The organism is Streptomyces sp. NPDC058653 (genome assembly GCF_042716895.1).
In the GTDB taxonomy this organism is placed as follows: domain Bacteria; phylum Actinomycetota; class Actinomycetes; order Streptomycetales; family Streptomycetaceae; genus Streptomyces.
In genome coordinates, this window is record NZ_JBHXRM010000003.1 from 18484 (window position 1) to 36827 (window position 18344).

Consider the following 18344-nt stretch of genomic DNA (forward strand, 5'->3'; position numbering starts at 1 on the left):
CGCAGCCGAAACCGCGACAGAAAGAACCACGACGTGACCCATAGCAAGCGGATACGCACCACCCTGGTCGCCGGAGCCGGCGCGCTCGGCATGCTCGCGCTCAGCGCCTGCGCCGCGGACACCGATTCGGCGTCCGCCTCCGACGAGATCACCCTGACCGTTCCCTCCTGGGTCGGCGCGCGTGCCAACGCCGAGGTCGCAAAGGTGATCATGGAGCAGGAGCTGGACGTCAAGGTCGAGCTCCAGCAGCTCGACGAGCCCGTCGCCTTCGACGCGCTCAACAACGGCAAGGCCGACGCGATCCTGGAGGACTGGGGCGGCTCGCCGAAGAAGGAGAAGCTCTACATCGAGGACAAGAAGACCATCGTCAAGGGCGGCGACCTCGGCGTCGTCGGCCACATCGGCTGGTTCGTCCCCAAGTACTACGCGGACGCCAACCCCGAGGTCCTCGACGCCAAGAACCTCAACAAGTTCGCCAAGGACTTCCGCTCCGCCAACAGCGGGGACATGGGTGAGTTCCTGGGCGCGGCCCCCTCGTACACGACGTACGACGAGCACCTGGTCAAGAACCTGAAGCTGAACCTCAAGATCAAGGAGACGGGCAACGAGGCCGCCCAGATCAAGGAGATCCAGCAGAAGTACCGCGACAAGGAGCCCTTCATCACCTACTGGTGGGACCCGCAGTGGCTCAACGCGGACATCGACCTGGTCGAGGTGAAGCTGCCCGCGTACGAGGAGGGCTGCAACGTCCCGGAGACGGCGACGGACTGCGCGTACGCCAACACCCCGCTCCAGAAGTACCTCAACGCGGACTTCGCGAAGGACGGCGGTGACGCCGCCGAGTTCATCAAGAACTTCAAGTGGAGCACCGAGGAGCAGAACGCCGTCGCGAAGGCGATCGCGAAGGACAAGATGAGCGGTCCGGACGCGGCCGAGAAGTGGGTCAAGGAGAACAAGTCGACGTGGGAGGCCTGGCTCCCGAAGAAGTAGCCGCCTCTCTATCGCTGTCCGCACCCGTTTCCGTTGTCACCTGTCCGTGCCGTCCGTCCGGCCCGGAGCGCTCGTCGGCTCCGGGCCGTCCGGCCCTGTGCAGACACGGGCGTAGGCCGGTCGTGGGTACCTCAGAAGTGGCTCAACTCCCTTGAACGGGGAGGCCGGAGGCGGCGAGTATCCGGAGATGACGCTATTCGGACAGAAGAAGCAGGAGTTCGCCGTCCTCGTCGTACGCGACGCCGACGAGGTCGCCGAGGCCGTGGACAGCGCACTGAAGACCGCGGATCCCGAGGAGCGTCCCGGGCTGGAGCGGGCCGCCGCGCTGCTCGCCGCCGCGAGGGAGGCCACCGACAGTGAGGTGCGCGGGGCCTGGGCGCGCCGGCAACTGGTCGAGGCCGGTGTGGACGGGCGCCCCGACTCGGTGAAGGCGGTGAAGGCCCTGCGTGAGGCTCAGCCGGGGCTCAGCCTCCTTCAGGCCGTACGGCTGTCGCAGGAGGCCGCCGCGCTCGACGACGAAGAGGACACGGACACGGGCAGCGGCCGGGGTCTCACCGCCTGAACGGGCCGAGTGTTCGCCCAGGTCGGACGGGTACGGCGGGCACGGCGAGGACGCGTGCACGACGGGCGCCACGGGCGTTACGCGGACTCCCGCACGACCAGCGTCGGCGTGAAGATCATCGACGGCAGCGGGCTGCCCGGCGCGGCGATCTGCTTCAGCAGCAGCCTGGCCATCTCCGAGGACATCTCCTCGACCGGCTGACGTACCGTCGTCAGCGCCGGATCGCAGGTCAGCGCCGCGTTGCTGTCGTCGAAGCCCACCACGGCCACCTCGTCGGGCACCTGTCTGCCCGCCCGGAGCAGTACCGGCAGAGCGCCCAGCGCCATCAGGTCCGAGGCGATGAACACCCCGTCCAGGTCCGGGTGTTCGGCCAGCAGACGCCGCATCGCCGCCGCGCCGCCGGTATGGGTGAAGTCGCCCTCCGCGACCGCCACGTCCTCGATCCCGTACGCGGCCATCGCCGCCCGGAACCCTTCGAGCCGCTCCTGCCCCGCCGGCATGTCCTGGGGCCCCGCGACCGTACCGATCCTGCGCCGTCCCAGCCCCGCCAGATGCCCGGCGGCCAGCCGCGCGCCCGCCGCCTGGTCCGCCTCCACGTAGGTGAGCGGCGACGGATGTCCGGGCCGGCCCGCGAGAACGGCGGGCAGCCGCGTCTCATGGACCAGCCGGGGCAGCGGATCACCGGCGTGCGAGGAGATCAGCACGATGCCGTCGACATGGCCCTGGCGCAGATACGAGAGCAACTGCTCGCGCGAGGCCGCGTCGTCCGCCAGCATCAGCACCATCTGCACACCCGCGGGGCGCAGCACGTCCAGCAGCCCGCCCACGACCCGGCCGAAGTACGGGTCCGAGAACATCCGGCCCACGAACGGCTCGGCCACCGGCCGCCGTTCCTGCTCGGAGACCACCAGCGCGACCGAGTCGGTGCGGCGGGTCACCAGGGAGCGCGCGGCGCGGTTCGGCACGTAGTGCGTCGTGGCGATGGCCTGCTCAACGACCGTGCGCAGCGCCGGATCCACCGTCGTCGCTCCGTTGATCACGCGGGAGACCGTGGCACGTGAGACGCCTGCGACGGCGGCCACGTCCTCCAGGGTCGGGCGCGCGGGCTGGGAGGCGTCGGCAGTCATGCAGCCTTTATACCGGTTGGTACTCGACGCCCCGAGTGGGGCCCGGTGCCGTTCGGAGCCCCTCCTACGCGGCGATGCGCCTCAGTCCCGCGAGTTCGCCCTTCCTCGCCTCGACGAGCGCGGCGGCGAGCTTTCTGGCCGCGGCCTCGCTGCCCGCGTCGACCTCGGAACGGGACACGAGCGCGGAGTGCTCCAGATGTTCGCGGATCTGGGTCACGAAGACCTTCTCGAAGGCCGCGCCCTCGGCGGCGCGTGCCTGGGTGAGATCGCCGGGGGTCACCATGCCCGGCATCTCATGGCCCTCGTGCACGTTCGTGGACGGCAGGCCGAGCTGCTTCAACAGCGGTCGCATACGGCCGAGTTCGGCGCGGTGCCCGGTGGCCAGGTTCTTCGCCCAGCTCCGCAGACGGGGGTCGGTGGAACGGTCGGCTGCCAGCGTCAGCAGCTCCACCGCGCCCTCGTTCATGGGGGTCATGAGCTGGAGCCAGGCGGCGTCGGTGGCACTGGAGGGGGTGTCGGCGGGGGTGCCGGAGGGAGTGGGCGGCGCGGGCTGTGAGGGCTCTGTGTTCTGGGCGGGAGTCGAGGCCGCGGGGGGTCGCGGGTTCGCGCCCGCGTCCGTATGCGCGTCCGCCGCCGAGCAGCCCGTCGCCGTCGCCGTCAGAAGAGCGAGGAGCGCCGCCGCCGTCACGCCTGCCGCCTTCATGGGGGAGCCCTTCGAGTAGGAGATGCGCGAGAGGTACGGGGGAGGGGAGCCGGAGAGGGAGGGTGGCCGGTGTCCGGCCGGGGCGGGCGTGGCCCCGGCCGGACACCGGACCGGTGTGCCGGGTCAGGAAGGCTGACCGTTGGCGCCGCACTTGATGATGGGACGGATGCAGTCACGCACGCGCCGCTCCATCTCCGCGACCGGCCAGACGTTGAAGAAGTCGCCGTGCATCGTGTAACCGCGGCCGGACGCCAGTGAGAAGCGGCCCGGGTCGCCGTTGACCGGATACCTCAGCACCTGGCGCAGCTTCGGCACCGGTACCGGGTGGGTCGACGGGCAGGCGCCCGCCACCGGGTACGACATATGACTCTTGTGGTCGGCCGAGTCGAGGTCCCGGCCGTTCCAGCACTGCGGGAAGTCCAGATACGACTCCAGCATCGCGCCCGACGGACAGTTGACGAAGTCGGTCGACGGATTGACCTCGCCGTGGTGCAGACACGACCAGCGCGCCCGCGTGTTGTCGTTGGGACCGGTCGCCTTGGCGTTGCCCGCCACGATCCGCAGTCCGTAGGGCAGCGGCTGTGTCTGGGCGATGATGTCGTCCCGGACGCCTTCACCCAGGTAGTAGAAGGTGGTGCCGGTGGGCTCCACGGCCTTCGTGCCGTCGTACAGGGTGGGCACCCAGTACGAGGAGAGGTCCTCCTTCGGCGCGCAGGTGGAGCGCCCCCTCGCCAGGCTGTTGACGTCGGAGTTGGCGTTGGTGGTGTCGTTGCCGAAGAAGCTGTGCATGTGCGAGGCACCGGGCAGACCGGGGAAGACGATCGGGTCGTCCGGGGCGCGGTGGCTGTACGGGCACTCGGCGAGGAACTCCGACACCCGGACGACGGCGGCGCCCTTGGTCCCGGACTGTGCGGTGTCGGCCGAGACCGACTCGGTGTTCGCGCTGCTCATGTTGGCCTGGAGCAGCGACGCGGTGAGCGCGACGAGGGCCAGGGCGACGACCCGTCGGCGCCAGGACGCCAGTCCTGTCCGGAGGGATGAGGTGTTGCGGGAGGCGTGGGGGGTGCGGGGGGTGCGGCTGGGTCTGTGGAGCACGGCACTCCAATCTGAGGAATGGGGGAGTTCCTTGATCGCGTTAGAGAGCGCTCTCTGGCCGTGACCGTAGGAGTGGGGGGAGAGGGTGTCAAGAGATGCGGCAAGGTCGGTCAAGTAGCGGAAAATACAGGCGAGTTGATGGGTCGAGATGTTGGAGAGCGCTCTCTTGGATCGGGTGGTCGAGATGAGGGATATGGGCCGGTGCCGGACGTGCCGGATCCCCGGCGGGCCGTTGCCCGCCGGGGATCCGTTATGTCGTGTGCCCGGTCAGGCGCGCAGTCGGGCCGCGCTCTCCCGTACCGCGCCCATCGCCTGCCGCTGGAGGCCCGGCCCGAAGGTGATGCGGGTGGCGCCGAGCTTGCCCAGCTCCGACAGTTCCGCCGCGGTGCCGGGCGCCGACGCGACGTTGATCGGGCCCTCGATCCCCGCCCGGAGCGCCGGAATCGCCTGGGGCGGCGCGAGGATCGGGTAGACGCAGTCCGCGCCCGCGGCGACGTAGAGCCGGGCACGGCCGATCGCCTCGGCCGGGTCGCCCACGCCACGGATGAACGTGTCCACGCGGGCGTTGAGGAACAGCTGGTCCCCGGCCTCCGCGCGGACCTCCGCCAGCCAGTCGGCGTGCCGCTCCGGGTCCTTGAGACCGCCCTTGGACGAGTCCTCCAGGTTGCAGCCCACGGCGCCGGTCTCCAGGAGGCGGGCGACCAGCTCGGCCGGCGCCAGCCCGTAGCCGTCCTCGATGTCGGCCGTGACCGGGACGGGCGTGTCACCGGTGGAGACGGCGCGCACGATACGGGCCACCGCCGCGAACATCTCGTCCGGCGGAGTGGCCCCGTCCTCGTAACCGAGCGACGCGGCGACCCCCGCGCTCGGTGTGGCGAGCGCGGGGAAACCGGCCTCCACGAAGACGCGGGCGCTGGCCGCGTCCCAGGGCCCGGGCAGGACGAGCGGGTCTTCGGCCGCGCGGTCGTGGTGCAGGGTGCGGAAGGTCGTCAGGAGCGTCATGGCTGAATCAGGTTCCCGGGTGTGGAGGCGTGCACGGCGCGGGCGTCGGGGGTTCTGTCCGCCGCGAGGGCGGACAGGAGGGTCGGTTCGTGTCGTTACTTTCTGTCGGACGTCGGCGCGTAGTAGCCGGGAGGCGTCCTCGTGGTCACTCCGAAGCGGTTCCACGCGTTGATGAGGGTGATCGCGGCGATCAGATGCGCGAGTTCGGTCTCCTCGAAGTATGCCGCCGCCCTCTCGTACACCTCGTCAGGCACGAAGCCGTCCGTCAGCACGGTGACCGCCTCGGTCAGCTCCAGCGCCGCGGTCTCCTTCGCCGAGTAGAAGTGCCGCGACTCCTCCCAGGCGCTGAGCTGGACGATCCGCTCCACCGACTCCCCGGCCGCCAGCGCCTCCTTGCTGTGCATGTCCAGACAGACGGCGCACTTGTTGATCTGCGACGCGCGGATCTTCACCAGCTCGTACAGGGCCGGATCGATACCCTGCCGGACCGCCTTCTCCACTCCGGCCATCGCCTTGTAGACGTCGGGTACGACCGTCGCCCAGGGCATACGGGGCTCGTGCACCGGGAGACGCTCGGGGGCGTGGGCGTGGGCGTGGGCGTGGGCGTGGGCGTGGGTCCGGGCCTGGGCCTGGGCTTGTGCGGGGGGCTGGGTCCGGGCGTTGGGGTGCGCATCGGTCGCGTCGGTCGTCATGAGTACGACGCTACGTGTCGGGTGGCGCAGCGGTATGGTCCATTCCCATGACGGAATCGTGGGCCAATGTGCCACGCGGCGAAGGGCTGATCGCCCCCGGGGCAGGGCAGACCGAAGGCGACGGGCAGCAGGTCAGGGCGGTCACCGTCGGCGCCGATCTCCACCTTGAGCTGCGCGGGCCCGGACTCCGTACGGGACTGATGGACGCCCTGCGGGAGGCCGTACGGACCGGAAGGCTCGTCCCCGGCACCCGGCTGCCCTCGTCCCGTACGCTCGCCGCCGATCTGGGCATCGCCCGCAACACCGTCGCCGACGCGTACGCCGAACTCGTCGCCGAAGGCTGGCTCACCTCCCGGCAGGGGTCGGGGACACGGGTCGCCCGGCGGGCGGCGCCACGCACACCGGCGACGGGCGGCTCGCCGGCCCGGCCGGTCCGGGGGAGGGCCACGCACAATCTGCGGGCCGGGTCGCCCGACCTCGGCTCCTTTCCGCGCGCCGAATGGCTCGCCGCCTCGCGCCGGGCGCTGACCGCCGCGTCGCCCGAGGCGTTCGACTACGGCGACCAGCGGGGGCGCGTCGAACTCCGTACCGTCCTCGCGGACTATCTGGCCCGGACGCGCGGGGTCTACGCCGACCCGGAGCGGGTCGTCCTGTGCTCCGGGTTCGTCCACGGCCTGACGCTGATGGCCCAGGTCCTCGCTGCCCGCCGGGGGAAGGCGCGGACGGTGGGGAGGGCGCAGGCCGGGGGGAGGGCGCCGGCGGTGGCTGTCGAGTCGTACCAGCTCGGCATCCACCGGGACATCCTGACGGCCGCCGGACTGCGGACCCCTGCGCTCGCCATCGACCGACTCGGCACGCGAACTGAGGAGTTGGCGTCCGGGCAGGGCCGGCTGCGAGGCGTCGACGCGGTGCTGATGACACCGGCGCATCAGTTCCCGATCGGCGCCCCGCTCCATCCGGACCGGCGTGCGGCGGTGGTGGACTGGGCGCGCGGCGCGGACGGGCTGATCCTGGAGGACGACTACGACGGTGAGTTCCGCTACGACCGTCAGCCCGTCGGCGCTCTCCAGGGCCTGGACCCGGAGCGGATCGTGTACATGGGCACGGCGAGCAAGTCCCTGGCGCCGGGGCTGCGGCTCGCGTGGATGGTGCTGCCCGAGGCGCTGGTGGGGGAGGTGATCAGGGCCAAGGGAGAGGCGCCGGCGGTGCCCAGTGCCATGGACCAGCTCACACTGGCCGAATTCATCTCCTCCGGCGCCTACGACCGCCATGTCCGGTCCATGCGGCTGCGCTACCGCCGCCGGCGCGACCAACTGGTGCGGACGCTCGCCGAACACGCGCCGGAATCACGCGTCACCGGCATCGCCGCCGGACTGCACGCCGTGGTCGAACTCCCGCCGGACACCGACGAACGCGCCACGGTCGAGGCCGCGGCCCGCGAGGGCCTGGCGGTCGAGGCACTCTCCGGCTTCCGGCACCCGTCGGTCCCACCGGGCCGGGACGCGCTGGTGGTCGGCTACGGCGCCCCGACGGACAGCGCCTGGACCGGCGCACTGGCCGCACTCTGCCGCGTGCTGCACCGGCCCCTGACCTAGGGCCTGCTCGCCGCCTCCAGCGCGTCGACGCTTCCCGACATGATCGTGCGCAGATGGGTGGTGATGTGATCGAGCGGCCAGTCCCACCACGCGATCGTCAGCAGCCGGTCGACGTCCGCATCGTCGTAACGGCGGCGGATGAGCTTCGCCGGGTTGCCACCCACGATCCCGTAGTCCGGCACGTCGTCGACGACGACCGCCCCCGACGCGATCACCGCTCCATTCCCGATCCGGACACCCGGCATGATCATGCTGCGATAACCGAACCAGACGTCGTTCCCCACCACCGTGTCACCCCGGCCCGGCAGTCCGGTGATGAGATCGAAGTGCTCGCTCCATGAACCGCCCATGATCGGGAAGGGGAACGTCGACGGGCCGTCCATCCGGTGATTGGCGCCGTTCATGATGAACCGCACCCCTTCACCCAGCGCGCAGTACTTCCCGATGACCAGCCTCTCCGGCCCGTAGTGGTACAGCACGTTCCGCGTCTCGAACGCGGTCGGCTCGTCCGGATCGTCGTAGTACGAGAACTCCCCGACCTCGATCAACTCGGATGTGATCAGCGGCTTCAGCAGCACCACCCGTGGCTGGCCGGGCATCGGGTGGAGCACGGTCGGATCGGCGGGGCCGTCGGGTACAGCCGGCATGGCGAATCGTTCTCCTCGTATACGGCGAGTCACGCATCCTGCCTGAACGGTGATCGCGACGACACCGATTAATCCCTGCCCGCACCGGGCCCGCCCTCCTCGGTCGGACATGTGGGGCCGACGATGCCGATCGTTCCAAACGGGGTAAAAGGCGTGTAGTTGAGGAGAGTTCATGGACCGCCTGTCCGGTGTGGAGGCCAGGCATCTAATGTGTGCGGCGAGCACGGGATTGACGGGTCGAAGCATCGGCCGGCAGACGGGGGAGGACAGCGCCATGGCGGCAACGAGACAACGCAGGCTGCGGTCGAGCACGGTGGTGCTCGGCGGTATGGGGATACTCGCACTGACGATCACCTCCTGTGGTTCGGAACCGGACCGGCGCTGCGCCGACCGGAACACCTATGAGGAACTCTCCAACTCCGAGTGCGACAGCAACGGCACCGGCGCTTACTACTACGGCGGCAAGAGCACCAAGGGCCGTGTCCACGACGGCAGTTTCGACAAGTCGGCGGTCGACCGCGGGGGCTTCGGCTGCTCGGGCACCGGCGGCGGCTGAGCGGGCGTCGCCGCGCCATGATGGAACGTCGGACCATGGAGCCCCGCCCCGGCTGGCAGCAGACCGTCGAGGAGCAGGGTCTCGTCTATCCGCTCACCCGCTACCCGGACGACTCCCTGCGTCCGTACTGGGACGAGAGCGCCTACTACGTCTTCTCCCTCCCCGAGATCGAGGCCCTCGAAGTCGTCGTCGAGGAGCTGCACGCGATGTGCCTCGCCGCCGCCGAGCACATCGTCAAGAACGACCGCTTCGCCGATCTCGGCATCACCGACCCCCGACTGGCCCGTCTGGTCGGCGAGTCCTGGCACCGCCGCGACGAACTGCCCTCCATCTACGGCCGGTTCGACCTCCGCTACGACGGCACCGGTCCGGCCAAGATGCTGGAGTACAACGCCGACACCCCCACCTCACTGGTCGAGGCGGCCAGCCCCCAGTGGTTCTGGATGGAGGAACGCTTTCCCGGCGCCGACCAGTGGAACTCCCTCCATGAGCGGCTCGTCGAAGCCTGGCGCCGCCAGGCCCATCTCCTCCCCAAGGGGCCCCTGCACTTCGCCCACTCCGACGGCGACGAGCTGGGCGAGGACCTGATGACCGTCGCCTACCTCCGCGAGACGGCCCAGCAGGCGGGTCTGGACACCGAGGCGCTGTCGGTCGAACAGATCGGCTGGGACAGGCTGACCGGCCGTTTCGTCGACGAGCGGCTGCGCTTCATCCGCAGCTGCTTCAAGCTGTATCCGTGGGAGTGGCTGACCACGGACCGCTTCGGCCCCCAGGTCCTGGACACGCTCGACAACGGCGGCGGCACCGGCAGCACCTGCTGGATAGAGCCCGCCTGGAAGATGCTGCTCTCCAACAAGGCGCTGCTGGCCATCCTCTGGGAGCTCAACCCGGGCCATCCGAATCTGCTGCCCGCCTATCTCGACGGACCCCGTGAACTCGCCGTCGACGGAGGCTATGTCTCCAAGCCCCTGCTGGGCCGTGAGGGTGCCGGAGTCACGGTCCACGAGCCGGGCCACGCCCCGGTGATTCGCCAAGAGGCCTGCTGCTACCAGGCGTTGGCGCCCCTGCCCTCCTTCGACGGCAACCGCGTCGTGCTCGGCGCCTGGATCGTCGAGAACGAGGCGGCGGGCCTCGGCATCCGCGAGTCCTCGGGCCTGATCACGGACGAGTACGCCCGCTTCCTCCCGCACGTCATCCTCTAGGCCCGCTCCGGCGGACCGGACCTGGACCCGGACCGGGGACCCCGGCCGAGGGTGAGAGGTACGGGCCAGCGGCCGGCGGCGTCGCCCGCCGGCCTCTGCCTCCGTGCCCGGACAGGACCTAGTGGGCCAGGACCGCCCGCAGCTGCTCCAGGCCCCAGTCCAGGTCCTCCTTGCTGATCACCAGGGGCGGGGCGATCCGGATCGTCGACCCGTGGGTGTCCTTGACCAGCACACCCCGATCCATCAGCTTCTGGGAGATCTCCCGGCCCGTGCCGTACGAGGGAGAGATGTCCACCCCCGCCCAGAGCCCCCGACCGCGCACCTGTCGCACCGCTCCGCCGGTCGTCATCAGCCCCAGTTCATGGTGGAGGTGATCACCCAGCTCCGCCGCCCGCTGCTGGTACTCACCGGTGCGGAGCATCGCGATCACCTCAAGGGCCACCGCACACGCCAGCGGATTCCCGCCGAACGTCGAGCCGTGCTCCCCGGGCCGGAACACCCCGAGGATCTCGGCCGACGACACCACGGCGGACACCGGCACGACCCCGCCGCCGAGCGCCTTGCCCAGCACATACATGTCGGGCACCACGCCCTCGTGCTCACACGCGAAGGTCTTTCCGGTCCGGCCCAGACCGGACTGGATCTCGTCCGCGATGAACAGCACATTCCGCGCCCGGGTCAGCTCACGCACGCCCGCGAGATAGCCCGGCGGTGGCACCAGCACCCCCGCCTCCCCCTGGATCGGCTCCAGTAGGACGGCAACGGTGTTGTCCGTCATCGCGGCGTCGATCGCGGCGAGATCCCCGTAGGGAACGATCTCGAAGCCCGGCGTGTAGGGCCCGTAATCCGCACGGGCCTCCTCGTCCGTGGAGAAGCTGATGATCGTGGTCGTACGCCCATGGAAGTTGTCAGCCGCCACGATGATCTTGGCGGTGCCGTCCGGCACCCCCTTCGTCCGATAGCCCCACTTGCGGGCCGTCTTGACGGCGGTCTCGACCGCCTCCGCGCCCGTGTTCATCGGCAGCACCATCTCCATGCCGCACAGCTCGGCGAGCTGGGTGCAGAAGTCGGCGAACCGGTCGTGGTAGAACGCCCGTGAGGTCAGCGTCACCCGCTCCAACTGGGCCTTGGCGACATCGATGAGCCGTCGATTGCCATGGCCGAAGTTGAGCGCCGAGTAGCCGGCGAGCATGTCGAGGAAGCGCCGTCCCTCGACGTCGGTCATCCACGCGCCCTCCGCCGAGGCAACGACGACGGGCAGCGGGTGGTAGTTGTGCGCACTGTGCGCCTCCGCAGAGGCGATGGCACTCTCTGTTGTCGCCACGGGTTCTCCGTTCGGTCGAGACAAGCCATCCGGTCGGGGCGGGGTGATGCCCCTGTTTCTATGGTCACTCGCCAGTGTGGACGAAGAAACCCTGCCTCCGGCGTGGCCCGGGAGACAACCCCATGAGCGGGGGCCGGTTGGATCAGGTGTCCAGAAGCTGCCCGCGAGGACCCTTCTCCGGCCTCTCCCCTCCCCGCCCGAACGGCGGCCGGGGCAGTCGCCCCGCGAGCGGGCGCAGCACCAGACCCAGCACCACACCGGCTCCCAGCGCCGGTATCGCCCACCACCAGCCCTCTGTGCCGCCCGAGGAAGCGGAGCTCGCCGTCTCTGTCTCCTTCTCCGCCGTCCGCCCCTGATCCTGCCCGGGAGCGTCAGCGGCGGCCGTCGGATCGTCCGCCTCCCAGGCGGGAGGCACGGTCAGACCGCCGGCGAAGCCCTCCAGCTCACCCATGACCCCGACCCTCTTCAGCAGGGCGTGCAGCGCGGCCGGTCGCTTCGCCTTGTGCCAGACGCCGGACTCGCCTGCCTGCACATCCGTCGACGTATATATCCAGACGGTCGAGGGGTCGGAGCTCGGATACACCCGGTCCAGCCGCCAGGGCATCACATCGTGGATCATCCACGTCACATTGATCTGCCGGGAGCCCGTCGCGGAGTCCAGTGAGGACGGGCGCTTCTTCTGCCCCTCCGGCAGGACCCCCATGTCCCGCGCCACCAGCTCCTTCGACAGGGCCTCGTACTCCCCGTCGGTGTGATACAGCGCTGCTGTCTCCCGACTCTCCGGGGAGGAGATCAGCACGCTCGTGGGCCCACCGGCCACCGCGCTCGGAGCGAAAACCCAGGTCAGCCCCGTCACCACGATCAGGGCCGCGAGACGCCGGACCGTCCCCGCACATGGAAGTCGCATCATTCCCCCTGCCGACGCCCGGGCCCGGACCGTCCGGACCGCCTTCGCGTCACTTCCTGTACACCGCCCACCCCGAATCGGTTCCCACTCCCCGGCCGTCTTTTCCCGGGACCGCCGGAGTCAGGAGGGCATTGACTCGGCGATGGCCGTCGCCCGAGCCCGCGAGTCCACGCCTTCCAGCCGCAGCGTCAGCCGTTCGTCGGTGCTCGCGCCCGCGCCCGTCGCCTCCCAGAGCAGCGTCGGCCCCGTCATCCGCGCCGAATGGGACCAAGGGGCCCCTTCCTCGTCGAACATCCGGAACCGCAGCAGATGAGGATCGGCGAACCACAGCGCTGTCGTCTCGTTCCCCTCCCCGGCATTCAGGGACACCCACTCCGGCATGTGCCGCACCTGCTTGGCGAACATCAGGTCGAGGCCGGCCCGGAACTCGTCCAGGCGTATGGTCCCCCCGGCAGGGTCCGTCCAGCACAGACTCATCACCGGACGGTCCGCCGACACCCACTCAAGCGACACCTGGTCGGGCGCTCCGAGCTCGGCCGGGATCCGGGGCATGAATCCCGCCTTCCGCGCGGCTTCGTCCAGCGGCAACGGATCCGCGCAGCCCGGCACCGGCCCGCCCGGACCGGGCGACGCCTTGGGGTCGTACCGCACCTGGACCCCGCCGAAGTCGAACCAGTCGGCCACCGCCGCGCGCACCGGCGGCGTCAGCACCAGCACGACCAGCAGCCCCGACAGACCGGCCAGCAACGCGCGCCATCTGCGACGCACCAGCCGACGCAGCCGTACGACCCGGGCCGCCCACCCCCGAACCGGAGCCGGATCCCCGACCGGATCCCCGACCGACTCCGGCCTGGTCGTGGATGTGGATGTGGATATCGACGGGGGAATCGGTGCGGGCGTCGCGTCGGCGAGGAGCTGTGCCAGGACACGCTCGGCCATCGTCTCGCCGTCGACATCCGGAACCCGCATACCGCGCCCCAGCGCCCGCAGCTCCTTCTCAAGATCCCCCTCGCGCCCGCTCCCGTCCTCCCGCTCACCGTCACTCATGCCCGCCACCTCCTCCCCTCTCCGACCCCGCCCCAGTACCCGCCCCCGACTCGGGCGCCAGCAGCCCGCCCATCAGTTTCAACGCGCGGCTCAGCCGGGACTTCACCGTGCCGCGCGGCCAGCCCAGCGCCTCCGCCGTCTCCGCCTCGTTCATCTCCAGCAGATAGCGGCACCCCACCACATCCCGGTGGTCGTCGCTCAGCGCGTCGAGCGCCGCCCACAGCTCGGCACTCCGCTCCTCCTCCACCGCGGCCACCGCCGGATCGGCCGATTCCGGTATCAGCGGCTCACCCCTCAGCAGCGCGGCCTCGCGCCCCGTCGCCGCCCTCAGCCGGACCGCCGACCGCACGGTGTTCCTCGTCTCGTTTGCGACGATCCGTATCAGCCAGGGCCGGAACGGCGCGCCCTCCTTGAAGCTCCCCAGCGACAGATACGCCTTGATGAACGCGGACTGCACCACGTCCTCCGCGTCCGCACCCGCGCCGCACGCCACCGCCACCCGGAGCGCGATCCCCGTATGGGCGCGCACCAGCTCCGCGTACGCCTCCCGCTCCCCGGAACGCACACGCGCGATCACAGCCCACTCATCCGCAACCGTCAGGATGCGGCCCCCCTCCAGGGTCCCCTCCCGTGTCCTCACGCCTTTGATACACCGCTCACCGGAGATCCGTTCCCGACCTGAGGGCGCCACCTGAGAGAATGTCCACCATGGCCACTCGTCCTCGCGCGCTCTCCGGCATCCAGCCCACCGCAGGCTCGTTCCACCTCGGGAACTACCTCGGTGCGATCCGGCAGTATGTGGCGCTGCAAGAAACCCACGACGCGTTCTACATGGTCGTGGACCTGCACGCGATCACCATTCCGCAGGAGCCCGCCGACCTGCGCGCCAACACCAGGCTCGCCGCCGCGCAGCTCCTCGCCGCCGGTCTCGACCCCCAGCGCTGCACCCTGTTCATCCAGAGTCATGTACCCGAACACGCCCAGCTCGGCTGGGTGATGAACTGTCTGACGGGCTTCGGCGAGGCCTCCCGTATGACGCAGTTCAAGGACAAGTCGGCCAAACAGGGCGCCGACCGCGCCACCGTCGGACTCTTCACCTATCCGATCCTCCAGGTCGCCGACATCCTGCTCTACCAGGCCGACTCGGTCCCCGTCGGCGAGGACCAGCGCCAGCACGTCGAGCTGACACGTGACCTCGCCGAGCGGTTCAACACACGCTTCGGGAGTACGTTCACGGTCCCGAAGCCGCACATCGTCAAGGAGGTCGCGAAGATCTACGACCTCCAGGACCCGTCGATCAAGATGAGCAAGTCGGCGTCCACGCCGAAGGGCCTGGTCAATCTGCTCGACGACCCCAAGGCCACCGCGAAGAAGATCAGGAGCGCCGTCACCGACACGGGCACCGAGATCCGGTTCGACGCCCAGGCCAAGCCGGGCATCAGCAACCTCCTCACGATCTACGCCACCCTCACCGGCGCGAGCGTCACGGATCTCGAGCAGCGGTACGAGGGCAAGGGATACGGCGCCCTGAAGGTCGACCTGGCCGACGCCATGGTCGACTTCGTCACACCCTTCCGGAGCCGGACCCAGGAATATCTGGAGGATCCCGAGACGCTGGACTCGATCCTGGCCGAGGGTGCGGAGAAGGCCCGCACGGTCGCTGCGGAGACGTTGGCCCAGGCGTACGAGCGGATCGGCTTCCTCCCCGCCAAGCACTGAGACCCTCCGGGGCGGGCAGGCCGGTCCCGGCCCGCCCGCCCCGGACGCCCGTCCGGCCCTTTACCGCATACGCGCCGCCCGCGTACTGCTGACCAAGGACCCTGGCCAGCCGGGCGGTGCGAGCGTCACACTGACGCAGGGACGGAATGGGTCGGCAAACAGCACGCACCACCCGCACACACGGACTGAGGAGAACGACGTGGGGACCGTAACGCTCGGCGTTTCGATCGCGGTCCCGGAGCCGTACGGCAGCCTGCTCCAGGAGCGCCGCGCGGGCTTCGGCGATCCCGCCGCGCACGGCATCCCCACCCACGTCACCCTTCTGCCGCCGACCGAGGTCGACGCCGCGACGCTGCCCACCATCGAGGCCCATCTCGCCTCGGTCGCCACCGCGGGCCGCCCCTTCCCGATGCGGCTCTACGGCACGGGCACCTTCCGCCCCCTCTCGCCCGTGGTCTTCGTCCAGGTCGTCGAGGGCGCCGCCGCGTGCACCTGGCTCCAGAAGCGGGTCAGGGACGCGTCGGGGCCGCTGGTCCGGGAGCTCCAGTTCCCGTACCACCCCCATGTGACCGTGGCGCACGGCATCTCCGAGGAGGCGATGGACCGGGCGTACGCGGAGCTGGCCGACTACACGGCCCGCTGGAGCTGCGCGTCCTTCGGGCTCTACGAGCAGGGCTCCGACGGCGTGTGGCGCATGCTGCACGAGTACGCCTTCGGAGGCGGGACCGAGATCACGGGCGTGCCCTCGCAGAGCACCCCCGTCGACCTGCCCGCGACCTCGTCCCTGCGGCAGTAACGGCCGGCCCGCGCGGACCCGGGGCCCGGAGCGTCAGACCGGCAGTCGCCGGAAGAGCGGCCTCGGCAGATGCCGCACCAGCGACATCGCCACCCGCAGCGCCCCCGGCACCCACACCGTCTCCGAGCGCCGCCGCAGCCCCAGCTCCACGGCGACCGCGACCGCCTCGGGCGTGGTCGCCAGGGGCATCTCCTCCCGCCCGGCCGTCCCCCTCGTCCTTACGAAGCCGGGTCGTACGACCATCACATGAACCCCGGTGCCGTACATCGCGTCCCCGAGCCCCTGCGCGAACGCGTCCAGGCCCGCCTTGCTCGACCCGTAGATGAAGTCCGCGCGCCGCGCCCGCTCGCCGGCCACCGACGACAGCACCACCAGCGAACCGTGCCCCTGCGTCTGCATCGCCGCCGCGCACACCAGACCCGCCGAGACCGCGCCCGTGTAGTTCGTCTGCGCGACCCTGACGGCGGCTGACGGATCGGCCTCGTCGTGCGCCTGGTCACCGAGGAGACCGAAGGCGAGCAGCGTCATGTCGATGTCGCCCTCCGCGAAGACCTTGCCGAGCACCTCGGCGTGCGAGGCGGGGTCGAGCGCGTCGAAGTCGACGGTGCGGACGTCCGCGCCCAGGGCGCGGAGATGGTCGGCGGCGGCGTCGAGCGCGGGTGAGGGGCGGCCGGCCAGCCAGACCGTGCGCGTACGGCGCGCGATCAGGCGCCGCGCCGTGGCCAGCGCGATCTCGGACGTCCCACCGAGGACGAGCAGGGACTGCGGGATGCCGAAGGCGTCCTTCATGGTGCGGTGCTCCTTGCAGCGAGGGTGCGGGGCGAGCGTCAGGGGGACGAGAGGGGCGGAGAGGGACGAGGGGGGCGGAGGGATCGACGGGGTCGGCGGGCTCGGCGGGACCGATGGATTCAGTGGTGCGGACGGGGCAGGGCGGGGCGTCAGATCGAGAGCCGGCGGGAGAGGTCCGAGACGAAGACCGCGCGCGGGTCGAGTTCGGCCCGCAGCGCCCGGAACTCGTCCAGCCGCGGATACATCTCGGCCAGCAGCTCGGGCCGCAGCCGCGAGTCCTTCGCGAGACAGACCCGCCCCCCGGCGGCGGCCACGTCCTCGTCCAGCTCGTCGAGAAAGGGACCCAGCCCCGTCCGGTCGGCGGGGATGTCCAGCGAGAGCGTCCAGCCGGCCATCGGGAAGGACAGCCAGCCGGGATCGCCCACGCCGAAGCGTTTGAGTACGGCGAGGAGCGAGGGACAGCCGCGCCGGACGATGCGCCGCACGATGCGGATCAGCGCCTCCTCCTGGCCGTACCCGACGACGAACTGGTAGCGGACGAAGCCGCCGCGCCCGTACAGCCGGTTCCAGTGCGGCACCCCGTCCAGCGGGTGGAAGAACGCCGAGATGCGCTGGAGTTCACCGGTCCGCCGACGTGCGGCGCCCCGGTACCAGAGCTCGTTGAAGAGGCCGACCGTCGTACGCCCCAGCAGCCCCCGCGCTACGTAGGAGGGCGCGCCGGGCAGATGCCCCGGCCGGAAGGCGAGCGGCTGTCTGCGGGCCCGCGCCGCCGCGCCCCGGCTGCCCCACTCACCCCACCCGCCCAGGCCCGCGAGGCCGCCCCGCCCCCGCGCGGCGTGCGCCGACAGCGCGTCACGTGTGGTGTGTACGCCGTGTGTGAGGACGGACCTTCCCAAGGAGGAGCCGCCGGCCAGCAGATCGATCCAGGCGACGGAGTAGTGGTGGCGCCGGTCGGACGCGGTGAGACGGGCCATCAAATCGTCCAGGTCCGCCGCGCGTTCGGTGTCGACGGACATCAGGGAGGTCTCCACCGGATGCAGCCGGAAGGCGGCCGTGAGGATCACTCCCGTCAGCCCCATGCCGCCGGCCGTCGCGTCGAACAGGGGCGTGCCGGGGACCACCGTACGTACGTCGCCGTCGGCGGTGAGCAGCTCCAGGGAGAGCACGTGGCGGGAGAACGAGCCCGACACCTGGTGGTTCCGCCCGTGGATGTCCGAGCCGATCGCCCCGCCGACCGTGACATGGCGGGTCCCGGGCGTCACCGGGACGAACCAGCCCAGCGGCAGCAGCACCTCCATCAGCCGGTGGAGACTGACCCCCGCCTCGCACTCGACGATCCCGGCCTCCGCGTCCACCGACAGGACGCGGTCCAGGGCGGTCATGTCGATGAGGGAGCCGCCCGCGTTCTGCGCCGCGTCCCCGTACGCGCGGCCGAGACCGCGCGGGATGCCGCCGCGCGTCCCGCAGTCGCGTACGGCGCGGGCCGCCTCCTCATAAGAACGCGGCCGTACGAGACGGGCGGCGGCCGTGGGGGCGGTGCGGCCCCAGCCGGTGACAGGGTCGGCGATCTCGGCAGGCATGGTCGAGACGG

General features: G+C 70.7%; 19 protein-coding genes. 7 read left to right on the top strand and 12 right to left on the bottom strand.

All coding sequences use genetic code 11. From position 1 onward, the window contains the following. Positions 1–33 precede the first annotated feature (33 nt). Positions 34–990, top strand: a complete 957-nt coding sequence (locus ACFWU9_RS03385; protein WP_384314462.1) for a glycine betaine ABC transporter substrate-binding protein — start codon at positions 34–36, stop codon at positions 988–990. 187 nt (positions 991–1177) lie between these two features. Further along, positions 1178–1552 (top strand): hypothetical protein, encoded by a 375-nt coding sequence (locus ACFWU9_RS03390; RefSeq protein ID WP_384314464.1) that lies wholly within the window; start codon positions 1178–1180, stop codon positions 1550–1552. Between the two features lie 77 nt (positions 1553–1629). On the opposite strand, the gene ACFWU9_RS03395 is transcribed toward ACFWU9_RS03390, so the two are convergent. The 5 genes from ACFWU9_RS03395 to ACFWU9_RS03415 form a co-directional block, all read right to left on the bottom strand. After that, the gene (locus ACFWU9_RS03395; RefSeq protein WP_384314466.1) at positions 1630–2679 is read right to left on the bottom strand and encodes a LacI family DNA-binding transcriptional regulator; all 1050 of its coding nucleotides are present in this window, start codon (positions 2677–2679) and stop codon (positions 1630–1632) included. Between the two features lie 64 nt (positions 2680–2743). Continuing rightward, on the bottom strand, positions 2744–3382 hold the full coding sequence (locus tag ACFWU9_RS03400; RefSeq protein WP_384314468.1) for a DUF305 domain-containing protein: 639 nt from the start codon (positions 3380–3382) through the stop codon (positions 2744–2746). A 123-nt stretch (positions 3383–3505) separates the two neighbouring features. After that, on the bottom strand, positions 3506–4333 hold the full coding sequence (locus ACFWU9_RS03405) for a DUF1996 domain-containing protein (RefSeq protein ID WP_384314904.1): 828 nt from the start codon (positions 4331–4333) through the stop codon (positions 3506–3508). A 411-nt stretch (positions 4334–4744) separates the two neighbouring features. Then, positions 4745–5479 (bottom strand): isocitrate lyase/phosphoenolpyruvate mutase family protein, encoded by a 735-nt coding sequence (locus ACFWU9_RS03410; protein ID WP_384314471.1) that lies wholly within the window; start codon positions 5477–5479, stop codon positions 4745–4747. Positions 5480–5574: 95 nt separating this feature from the next. Then, positions 5575–6171, bottom strand: coding sequence for a carboxymuconolactone decarboxylase family protein (locus tag ACFWU9_RS03415; RefSeq protein ID WP_384314474.1), 597 nt, complete (start codon positions 6169–6171; stop codon positions 5575–5577). Between the two features lie 200 nt (positions 6172–6371). Here ACFWU9_RS03415 and ACFWU9_RS03420 point away from each other — a divergent pair, with 200 nt between their 5' ends. Then, a complete protein-coding gene (locus ACFWU9_RS03420; RefSeq protein WP_384314905.1) occupies positions 6372–7766 on the top strand; it encodes a PLP-dependent aminotransferase family protein in 1395 nt (464 codons plus the stop codon). On the opposite strand, the gene ACFWU9_RS03425 is transcribed toward ACFWU9_RS03420, so the two are convergent. Continuing rightward, positions 7763–8413: a CatB-related O-acetyltransferase gene (locus ACFWU9_RS03425; protein WP_384314477.1), complete on the bottom strand. Its 651-nt coding sequence runs from the start codon at positions 8411–8413 to the stop codon at positions 7763–7765. The genes ACFWU9_RS03420 and ACFWU9_RS03425 overlap by 4 nt on opposite strands. Before the next feature lie 274 nt (positions 8414–8687). Between ACFWU9_RS03425 and ACFWU9_RS03430 the strand changes: the two genes are divergently transcribed. Both ACFWU9_RS03430 and ACFWU9_RS03435 read left to right on the top strand, forming a co-directional pair. Continuing rightward, entirely contained in the window at positions 8688–8969 is a 282-nt protein-coding gene (locus tag ACFWU9_RS03430; RefSeq protein WP_384314480.1) for a hypothetical protein, read from the top strand. Between the two features lie 20 nt (positions 8970–8989). After that, the gene (locus ACFWU9_RS03435) at positions 8990–10171 is read left to right on the top strand and encodes a glutathionylspermidine synthase family protein (protein WP_384314906.1); all 1182 of its coding nucleotides are present in this window, start codon (positions 8990–8992) and stop codon (positions 10169–10171) included. Positions 10172–10289: 118 nt separating this feature from the next. Here the strand turns inward: ACFWU9_RS03435 and rocD are convergent, their stop codons facing one another. The 4 genes from rocD to ACFWU9_RS03455 form a co-directional block, all read right to left on the bottom strand. Continuing rightward, the gene (rocD, locus tag ACFWU9_RS03440; protein WP_384314482.1) at positions 10290–11495 is read right to left on the bottom strand and encodes an ornithine--oxo-acid transaminase; all 1206 of its coding nucleotides are present in this window, start codon (positions 11493–11495) and stop codon (positions 10290–10292) included. A 142-nt stretch (positions 11496–11637) separates the two neighbouring features. Continuing rightward, on the bottom strand, positions 11638–12402 hold the full coding sequence (locus ACFWU9_RS03445) for a hypothetical protein (RefSeq protein WP_384314484.1): 765 nt from the start codon (positions 12400–12402) through the stop codon (positions 11638–11640). A gap of 120 nt (positions 12403–12522) precedes the next feature. Beyond that, a complete protein-coding gene (locus tag ACFWU9_RS03450; protein WP_384314486.1) occupies positions 12523–13449 on the bottom strand; it encodes a hypothetical protein in 927 nt (308 codons plus the stop codon). Beyond that, positions 13442–14089: an RNA polymerase sigma factor gene (locus tag ACFWU9_RS03455; RefSeq protein WP_384314487.1), complete on the bottom strand. Its 648-nt coding sequence runs from the start codon at positions 14087–14089 to the stop codon at positions 13442–13444. Before ACFWU9_RS03455 ends, ACFWU9_RS03450 begins: the two co-directional genes overlap by 8 nt. 59 nt (positions 14090–14148) lie before the next feature. On the opposite strand from ACFWU9_RS03455, the gene trpS reads away from it, so the two are divergent. Both trpS and ACFWU9_RS03465 read left to right on the top strand, forming a co-directional pair. Next, positions 14149–15168, top strand: coding sequence for a tryptophan--tRNA ligase (gene trpS, locus ACFWU9_RS03460; RefSeq protein ID WP_384314489.1), 1020 nt, complete (start codon positions 14149–14151; stop codon positions 15166–15168). 199 nt (positions 15169–15367) lie between these two features. Then, a complete protein-coding gene (locus ACFWU9_RS03465) occupies positions 15368–15964 on the top strand; it encodes a 2'-5' RNA ligase family protein (RefSeq protein WP_384314491.1) in 597 nt (198 codons plus the stop codon). Between the two features lie 33 nt (positions 15965–15997). Here the strand turns inward: ACFWU9_RS03465 and ACFWU9_RS03470 are convergent, their stop codons facing one another. Together ACFWU9_RS03470 and ACFWU9_RS03475 are read right to left on the bottom strand one after the other, a co-directional pair. Beyond that, on the bottom strand, positions 15998–16753 hold the full coding sequence (locus ACFWU9_RS03470) for a decaprenylphospho-beta-D-erythro-pentofuranosid-2-ulose 2-reductase (RefSeq protein WP_384314493.1): 756 nt from the start codon (positions 16751–16753) through the stop codon (positions 15998–16000). 149 nt (positions 16754–16902) lie between these two features. Next, a complete protein-coding gene (locus ACFWU9_RS03475) occupies positions 16903–18333 on the bottom strand; it encodes an FAD-binding protein (RefSeq protein WP_384314496.1) in 1431 nt (476 codons plus the stop codon). Positions 18334–18344 lie beyond the last annotated feature (11 nt).

What these genes read in the sequence shown, in the direction of transcription:
- ACFWU9_RS03470 (WP_384314493.1), bottom strand. Translation starts at nt 16,753, where the DNA reads ATGAAGGACGCCTTCGGCATCCCGCAGTCCCTGCTCGTCCTCGGTGGG.
- ACFWU9_RS03400 (WP_384314468.1), bottom strand. Translation starts at nt 3,382, where the DNA reads ATGAAGGCGGCAGGCGTGACGGCGGCGGCGCTCCTCGCTCTTCTGACG.
- ACFWU9_RS03425 (WP_384314477.1), bottom strand. Translation starts at nt 8,413, where the DNA reads ATGCCGGCTGTACCCGACGGCCCCGCCGATCCGACCGTGCTCCACCCG.
- ACFWU9_RS03430 (WP_384314480.1), top strand. Translation starts at nt 8,688, where the DNA reads ATGGCGGCAACGAGACAACGCAGGCTGCGGTCGAGCACGGTGGTGCTC.
- ACFWU9_RS03450 (WP_384314486.1), bottom strand. Translation starts at nt 13,449, where the DNA reads ATGAGTGACGGTGAGCGGGAGGACGGGAGCGGGCGCGAGGGGGATCTT.
- ACFWU9_RS03395 (WP_384314466.1), bottom strand. Translation starts at nt 2,679, where the DNA reads ATGACTGCCGACGCCTCCCAGCCCGCGCGCCCGACCCTGGAGGACGTG.
- ACFWU9_RS03405 (WP_384314904.1), bottom strand. Translation starts at nt 4,333, where the DNA reads ATGAGCAGCGCGAACACCGAGTCGGTCTCGGCCGACACCGCACAGTCC.
- ACFWU9_RS03420 (WP_384314905.1), top strand. Translation starts at nt 6,372, where the DNA reads ATGGACGCCCTGCGGGAGGCCGTACGGACCGGAAGGCTCGTCCCCGGC.
- ACFWU9_RS03410 (WP_384314471.1), bottom strand. Translation starts at nt 5,479, where the DNA reads ATGACGCTCCTGACGACCTTCCGCACCCTGCACCACGACCGCGCGGCC.
- ACFWU9_RS03390 (WP_384314464.1), top strand. Translation starts at nt 1,178, where the DNA reads ATGACGCTATTCGGACAGAAGAAGCAGGAGTTCGCCGTCCTCGTCGTA.
- ACFWU9_RS03445 (WP_384314484.1), bottom strand. Translation starts at nt 12,402, where the DNA reads ATGCGACTTCCATGTGCGGGGACGGTCCGGCGTCTCGCGGCCCTGATC.
- ACFWU9_RS03475 (WP_384314496.1), bottom strand. Translation starts at nt 18,333, where the DNA reads ATGCCTGCCGAGATCGCCGACCCTGTCACCGGCTGGGGCCGCACCGCC.
- trpS (WP_384314489.1), top strand. Translation starts at nt 14,149, where the DNA reads ATGTCCACCATGGCCACTCGTCCTCGCGCGCTCTCCGGCATCCAGCCC.
- ACFWU9_RS03415 (WP_384314474.1), bottom strand. Translation starts at nt 6,171, where the DNA reads ATGACGACCGACGCGACCGATGCGCACCCCAACGCCCGGACCCAGCCC.
- ACFWU9_RS03435 (WP_384314906.1), top strand. Translation starts at nt 8,990, where the DNA reads ATGGAACGTCGGACCATGGAGCCCCGCCCCGGCTGGCAGCAGACCGTC.